Here is a 5624-nt window from a genome sequence, read left to right as displayed (position 1 = left end):
TCACCAGGTCGGTCTGCAGACCAGGAATGCCGATCACCAGATCGGCGATGCCATCGCCGTCGAGATCTGTTGCCTTGCCGCTGCCTGCGGCAGCAGCCAGCGCTGCGCCAAACTGCCGCGGCTTATCCGCTTCCACACCGCGGTAGTTGTAGTTGTTCAGCTGCGGCAGTGAGCCATCAGCCACCCGAACAGGTTGGGATGGTGCACTAAACAACGATCCAGAACCGCGCAACAGATACACGGCACCTACGCTTTGATTCTCCAGCGGTGTGGCCAGGGACTGCCCGGAGCGATCCACAAGAATCGTGCCCGACTCACGCGGTGCACCGATCGCCAGATCCACAGACTTGGCATCAGCCACAACGAAGTTGGCGGCGCTGACGGCCGAGCCGAAACCAGCTCCAGGGCTGCCCTTGAGCACCAACACATCTGCACCATTGATGCTGTAGGTAGAGCTGGTGAGATCAATGCGCCGCGCAGCCCCCGTGAGCTGCGCCTTGCTGAGGAGATGGCCGCCGCGGATGATCACTACTTCACCAGCTCCATCGTGGGCGTCCGGGTTACCGATCACCAGCTCGGGCTTACCGTCGCGGTCGAGATCGGCCCAAACCAACTGATTGGCCAGGTTCTGACCGGGTTTGCCCAGGATCTCCACACCCTTCAACTTCGCCTGATCGAGCGCTGCGGGCGCATCAGCCGCCAGGCTGGCTAGAACCGACAGTGCCGCGGCAGCCGCACGGGCATTGGCGCCACCGAGGCTGGCATCCACCACCCAGATCACGCCGCGATTGCCAGAATCGGGCTGATCAAAGGTGGATGAAGCGATCGCTGCCAGCTGCAGCGTTTGGCCTGCATCCTGGAAGCTGGCGATCGCCAGGCGTTCCGCAAAGCTGGTGTTGCTTTCCTTGCCGGTGGCCGGATCCAGGCTGTAGGAATCCGCCGCCGTGGCGAGCGTGACGCCGAAGCCAGTGTTGATCTCCTTGAGCGAGGTAGCCACCGCCTGGTGGGGCACCGTCTGGCCCCCCACCACCAAAGCGGCGGGGTTGCTGGGAAGCAGCATGCCGTTGGGCTCCTCCGCACCACCGCTGCGGGAGGGCAAAGCGATGGGCCGTCCCTGTCGAAGAGCCCCGGTGCTGCTCACACCCCACAAACGCGATTGGGTGCCCTGCAGCAGATCATCCGGGTTTTTGTAGAACACCTGCACCTGCTGCTCGCGGCCCACGAGAGAAGTGGAGGCAGGAAGGTAGAGATCCAGGTTGAGCTCCTGGGTCATCACACTGAGACTCAGCGCATCCCCAGAACCTTTTGTGTTGAGCAGGCGGCCTTCGGCCACCACGCCAACCAAACCACTGAGGGTGGTGCCGGCGGCCAGGGATTTGCCATCCACACCACGGCTCAGCCCCTCACCCACGCCATACAGGGCGCCATCGCTCGTGCGCACGTGAATGCCGGTGATTTCAGCGCCGTAGGGCAGTTCAGAGAGGCGCATCGACAGCCGCAGGTCTTCCTTGCCGTCACCCCGCAGCTCCTTGAGATTGCCCGCTGCAGCCAGATCCACGGCACCTTCGCGGTAGTAACCGGGGGTGGTAGCCGGGATGTAACTCGAATAGCTGAAAGTTTGCGGTGCCCCCCACACCCAATCGCTCAAGCGGTTGGTATCACCCTGCTGGGTGCCGGCCCTTGGGCTGGCCTGGGAATAGAAGGTGGCCTCAGAAGCGCTCTTGGGATTCACATAGCGGGAGAGCAAGCGCGCCCGCAATTCATCGCCTGGGTCACCCAGGGGCTCGCTGTGCACCACCAGCTCGTCAAGAAGGCCCTCATAGCCATAGCCAACGGCGATGGGAATCACGTTGAGCGCGAAACCCGTCGGCGCTTGAAGCACCGCACCATCGGCGCCCACAACGGCGGTGTCGTCAACTGCACCCGCCAGCTCGCCGTTGATCCACAGCTCGGCCAACTTCTGCCCTGTGGTGCGATCCGTGCTGTAGCTCACATACACATGATTCCAGTCGCCGCCCTTGAGGGCACCCTCAATCGTAGAAACCCCTGCTTGATCCTCACCATAGGTATAGATCAACTTCTCCACACCATCCACAAGCTGCTTACGCAGCGACCAACCCTTCACCTGTTGAACCGACACCGACAGATCGAGTTCAGCAGATTTCTCCGTTGTTTTCTCGTCTCCGGGAGACGCTGCATCCTTCACAAAGGTGCTGTGCAACAACACAGGCTCCCCATTGGCCTGCAGTGAAGTCAGCACCCCATCTTTGGTGCTGTACTTCACCAGATCGCCAAAGGCATAGGTAGGCAGCTCAAGCTCCTGCTGCACCGCTGCGCCGCCGCCACTAGAGGTGAAGAGAAAGTTGTAGCTCTGCTCGAGCGCCGCAAAACTCAGATTGAACGGCGACAAACCCGAGCCAATCCCCACATCTGGAAGGGAAGCCGAGGCCGAATCATCCAGCCATACATTTACCAACCAACCCAGATTGCCCTCATCGTCGACCGTGGCAACACGCTCGGCATAGATCGGCAGCTTCAGCGCACCAGCGCCGGGCAGTACGGCATCCCGCTGATAGAAGCCGTTGTCCAGAATTGAGGCAAATCCGTCGGCTTGGTCGGCCCGCATCCAGAGCTCATAAGCATAGCCAAACGGCGCCTCGCTGTTGGGGTCCATGAGCGTGGACACCACCGGATTGTTAAACAGCATGAATTCGCCACCGCCGAAATAAGCTGCGACGTTGCGATCACCAGGCTTATCGGTGCTCTGGCCATCCCACAGGGCACCGAGGAACTCGGTGCTCACCGGAGCCTTATCGTTTAGCTTCTCAGCGAATGGGCTTGAATAGTCGGCAAGATCACGGGTCCGAATCAGGCCACCGGGATCACCCAGGCTTCCGCCTACGCTGGCAATCAAATCAGTATCAAGGAGATCATCAAGGCGGTAATAGTTGAGCGGGTTGTCCTTCAGCACCGCTGCCTGATAGGGCATCAGGGTGGCCAAGCTCCACGACAAAACAGGGGTGCGCTCATCGAGATAGGTGAGCGACAGATCGGTGATTGACTCAGCATCGAGCTGGCCGAGCTTGATCTGATATGGCTCCGACCAATTGACGCGGCTGCTGCCAATCGCATCACCCTCCTGCCGGCCGATCGTGACGATGATCGATGTTTCATCGCTGGGAGACGTGTTGACCCAGGCCGCCAGCAGTTGATCATTGGCACCGGGCACCGGCTCGATGCCAACACTGGCACCATCCACCGCCTTCGCATAGAACGGCTCGAGGATGAGGCCCCGATTCGCGCCGGCAAACAACGTGCCGATCGCCTCGGCTGGCCGCCAGCCCACCACGCGGCCATCGCGGACGGTGCCGTCGTAGAGGCTGTAGTACACCGTGGACCGCTGCAGCGCGGTGTCGAGCAAATACAGATCATCGTCTGAGCGAATCGCACGCAGATCGGCATGGGCAAACGCCATTACCTGCGTTTTGCCATTCACACTCTTGCCCAGGTATGACGTGTTCGTGATTGAGTCAAAGTTGTAGCCATCTACACCCGGCGTGTAAGCATCCTGGGGATCCTTGAAGGCCGCCAAGGTATTCCAGCCGGCATTGGGTGTGCCAAAGGCCGCAGTGATGATTGGCAACGACAAGTTGAAGCCGCTGTTGATCGCCGTGGCTGGGGTGAGGCCGCCCTGGGTGTAGCTGAGCACCGCCTGACTACCCCAACCACCCGTGTAGCGCTGGCCCGAACCAATGCCGATCTCCGTCTCATCCACCTGGTTGAGATCAAGCTGGCTGCGGGTCACCGGCGTCAACGCCAACCCGCTGCCCACTCCGGTGACGGTGTTGGCAAGCGGGATCCGTGCACCATTGCTGAAGGCACCGCTAGCGCTGAGCACTCGTGCCCGAGCTGCCACGCCCTGCTCCACCACGATCTCCACCAGCAGGCTGTTGCCAGCACCGGCTTCAAGCCGCTGCTGAAACACACCACTGCCGCCATTGAGGTAGCCGCTGCCCGCTGCATCCTTCGCCACCTCTGCACCCTGAAGCTCGCCGCTGCCAGCCACCACCAGCTCCAGCACCGCATCACGGCCCGCCGCTGTGCGTGCCCGGAGCTGGCCCTCCAGGGCAGCATCGCGCCACTGAGCCAGATCCACGCTCCGATACAAACTGGATGGCGCCGCCATCAGCATCTCCACCCTCTCGATGGCACCGCCCACCCCGGCGATGGCACGACCCCTGCTCACGGCACCAGCCACGGGCTCAAGGATGAAATCAAAACTGCGGTAGCTGTTGCCGTTGGCTCCCACCACAAACGCGGCCACATAGGGGTTCGCCGTGGTGGCCTGCGCCGACGTAAGCCCTTTCACCGCCGTGAGGCCGAGCATCTGGGTGCTGCCTGCCTCCTGGCGCTGCTCCGCAGCTGAAGGCATCCGATCCAACAGGGCATCAGCTGCAAAGTTGCTGAACGCTCCATCCACCAGGGCACCAAGGCGTAGCTGCGGCAGCGTGCTGCCGCTCACGTCTACCTGCAGCTGCAGCTGCACGGCCTGGCCAGGCTTCACCTTCAGCCTGGAACCCACCAGCACGTTGTTGGAAGCCTCCAGCGGCTGCTGCTGCCAGTAGTCGGCCAGATTCATGGCCTCGTAGCGTTCCGCGCCTGTGAGCAAGGAGCGTTGATCCACCAGCAGGCGCACCGTGCTGGATTGGATCGCGCCACCAACAGCCAACGCAAAGTCCGTTAGGTAGCCCTGCTCATCCACCTCTCCCTCAGGCGCGATCACCGCGCCCTTGAGGGTCACACGCTCAGTACCACTGCTGCCAGCCAGTGTGGATTGAAGCGGCGAAAGCTCCAACACACCGCCACTAGCGAGCACACGCTCTACGGGCAGCTTCAACTCGGCACCCTGACTATTGCTGGCACTCACCCGCAGCGATCCAGCCTGCAGAGCCAGGCTGCCGGTGTCGATGATGGAGGAATCACCCCCATCGAAACGACCAGAGTCGGTGAGGTTGATCAGATCCTGGCTGACGCCACCCAGGCGATAACCGATGGCCAGCATGGTGCGATAGGTGCCTCCCAAACCGCTGAAGCCACCCGCCTCGAACCCAATGGCGGCTTGCCCCATGGCATAACCGCCAATCACTCCATTGGCCAGCTCCACACTGCCATTGAAGAAGGTCGACAACTCGACATTAGCTGTGAAGGGGCCCCGATCCCAACCACCGAGATTGCCAAAGATAATGTTGGCAGACGACACGATCCACGGCACCTGCGACACCGACTGCACCAGCCCGGACAGATTCTGAACAATGTTCCATCCTTTGGCGATCTTTAGTTTTTGCGCAACCTGTTGCGTATTTTGCGAAGATATAAACGCACCCGCCTTGGATGGCGCCATGCCGCCCGACAGATTGCCAAACAAGTCTGCACCCAAGCCGATATAATAAAACCATTTAAAGATATCGCCCGCCGTTGTGCCCTCTTCCGGCCACTTTAAGCGGGCTAGATTATAATTTTGCTCTGCATCCCAAAGCAGGGATGGCACGGCATTGGGATAGGCCTTGCCACCTTCCATCTGAAAAGCCCCGCCCAACCCGAGTGAAAGCCGGGCACCAAGCTGA

1 pseudogene is annotated in these 5624 nt (G+C 61.0%); it reads right to left on the bottom strand.

Going from position 1 to position 5624, the window contains the following annotated elements:
- Positions 1–5188, bottom strand: a pseudogene (locus KBY71_RS14685) (FG-GAP repeat protein); the annotation flags it as partial.
- Positions 5189–5624: the final 436 nt, after the last annotated feature.

The sequence above is a fragment of the Cyanobium sp. T1B-Tous genome (assembly GCF_024345475.1).
In the GTDB taxonomy this organism is placed as follows: Bacteria; Cyanobacteriota; Cyanobacteriia; order PCC-6307; family Cyanobiaceae; genus Cyanobium_A.
Note: the sequence above shows the minus strand (reverse complement) of the source record. Positions and strands in the feature narration are given on the sequence as shown.